Consider the following 2,182-nt stretch of genomic DNA (forward strand, 5'->3'; position numbering starts at 1 on the left):
CGAGGGTGAATCATCTCATCAGTAAAATCTCCATCATTGGTCAAGAGTAAGACCCCAGAAGTGTCCCAGTCAAGACGACCCACAGGATAAATCCGTTCTTTAACCTGAGGTAGTAAATCAATCACTGTCTTTCTTCCCTTGTCATCGGACACACTGGAAATCACCCCTCGAGGCTTGTGTAAGAGGTAGTAAACCTTTTCTTCATTGTAAATGGGCTGTCCTTCCACTTCCACTCGATCACCAGCCTTGACCACAGTCGCCAATTCTCGGACGACTTGACCGTTTATCGTGACCAACCCTTGTTGAATCAAGCTCTCTGCTTTTCTGCGACTAGCTAGGCCCGAATGAGCAATATATTTATTAATTCTCATCTTCTTGGTATTCTCTTTCTACAAATAGTGCTGTTTCTTGTTCATCCAGATCAATGTCTGAGATATCCGGGAGCTCATCTAAGGAGTTGATTCCCATATAATCTAGAAAATAATCGGTTGTTACATAAAGATTGGGGCGACCCAAGACCTCTTTTTTCCCATTTTCCCGAATGAGATCAAAAGCCTGTAGTTTACTGATCGTTCCACTGGAATTCACTCCTCGAATGTCATCCACCTCCACCCGAGTAATCGGCTGCTTGTAGGCAATAATGGATAGACACTCCAACATCGCACGACTCATCGTCTGGTTCATCGGCGTGCGGGCATAAGACCGTAAGATGGGAGCATACTTTTTCTTGCTGACGAGTTTATAAGTATTTGATGACTCTAACAGGGCTAAACCGGAATCTTCATCATTTAGGTATTTCTGTGCAAGCTGATCCATTTGCTGCTGAACTGCTCTTGGTTGGATTTCTAAAATTTCAACAATCACACGAGCCGTTACGCCTTCTTCGCCTGCTACAAATAAGAGGGTTTCAAGTTTTGCTAATCGACTCATGCGTTTTCCTCTTCCTTCTTCATCAATAAAATTTCCCCAAAGGTTTCCTCTTGTGCTACAACTAGCTCCTGAATTTTGATTAACTCAAGAATCGCAAGAAAAAGGCTAATCATTTCATCTTTTTCTCGTGTCTCCGCAAAAATATCCTGTAGCTTCAAGGCTGTATCGGACTGGCCTGCCATCCTGTCGCGAATGATAGTCATCATATCCTCGATTTTATATTCATCACGAGCGATGGTCGTATGGGACGTCCGAAAGTGTTCCTGCTTTTCAGCCATCAGTCTAGAAAAAGCAAGAAAAACATCCAGACTCGTTTTATCCCTTGCCAGCTCGATATCATCATAGACAAGATCCGTTTTAGGCTTGGAATAATAGAGGGCACGTTTTGCATGTTGATCCGCCACTTTTTCACTGATAAGCTTAAAACGACGGTACTCCTCGAGCTGTTGCAAAAGATCCTGCTCTGGATCATCTTCGACCAGAGTATCTTCAGCGATCTTCGGAAGGAGACGACGGCTCTTGATTAGAGTCAACTGGCTAGCCATCACCATATACTCCCCAGCTAGTTCCAAGCGCATGGCTTGAACAGTCGCCACATAAGCCAAGTATTGTTCAATGACCTCTGTCAGTGGGACTTCATAAATATCCATCTGATACTTGGAGACCAAGTGCAACAACAGATCCAAGGGACCTTCAAAATCTTTTAATCGAATTACTTCTCTCATATACCTGTTCTATTGTTCACTCCAATGCCACGTATCAAAAACGCTTTACTTTCTCTTGTATCGTATTTCACCCCTTATTATACCATAGAACACACTTTATAGGTTAGGAGATCCGTCTTAAACAGCTTTCAAACAAGAAGAGAGGGGGACAGAAATCGGTCATTCCTTAGAAGGCGATTTCGTCGTCCCACCTCTGCACCGTTGAGTAGGGCTGTAAAAGCGGATGAAATCAGCGGAGCAGAGCCCACTCAACCACTGCGTCTTGCTCGACAATCCCAAAAAAATGGAGAGGCTAGGACTTTTGTCCCAGCCTCTTCATCCATCAGTCCATGTATTTTCCTAAGCTCGTCTGACTTTTTAAGCCTAAATTTTTCGCAATTTGACCAAGAGAATCCCCCTCCCCCAGCCGGTGGATGATGTATTGCTCCTTCAGTTTTTGAGCATTCCAAAACGGACGATCAATCTCCTCTAAAAAGGCTGCTAAATTCGTAAAAAACCACTGCCTCGAATAGGATTCCCCTTTACGA

Annotated in this window: 3 protein-coding genes and 1 pseudogene; all 4 read right to left on the minus strand. The window is 43.8% G+C overall.

Translation table 11 applies throughout. The features are described from left to right. Positions 1 to 371, minus strand: a 371-nt coding sequence (locus STRDD13_RS04335; protein WP_197457174.1) for a pseudouridine synthase, incomplete at its 3' end; no start/stop codon positions are given. Next, positions 361 to 930, minus strand: coding sequence for an SMC-Scp complex subunit ScpB (gene scpB, locus STRDD13_RS04340; protein WP_067102345.1), 570 nt, complete (start codon positions 928 to 930; stop codon positions 361 to 363). The genes STRDD13_RS04335 and scpB, both read right to left, overlap by 11 nt. Then, the gene (locus STRDD13_RS04345) at positions 927 to 1,655 is read right to left on the minus strand and encodes a segregation/condensation protein A (RefSeq protein WP_067102348.1); all 729 of its coding nucleotides are present in this window, start codon (positions 1,653 to 1,655) and stop codon (positions 927 to 929) included. The genes scpB and STRDD13_RS04345 overlap by 4 nt, the downstream gene beginning before the upstream one ends. 322 nt (positions 1,656 to 1,977) lie before the next feature. Then, positions 1,978 to 2,182, minus strand: a pseudogene (locus tag STRDD13_RS08595) (site-specific tyrosine recombinase XerD); the annotation flags it as partial.

The sequence above is a fragment of the Streptococcus sp. DD13 genome (genome assembly GCF_001578875.1).
GTDB lineage: Bacteria > Bacillota > Bacilli > Lactobacillales > Streptococcaceae > Streptococcus.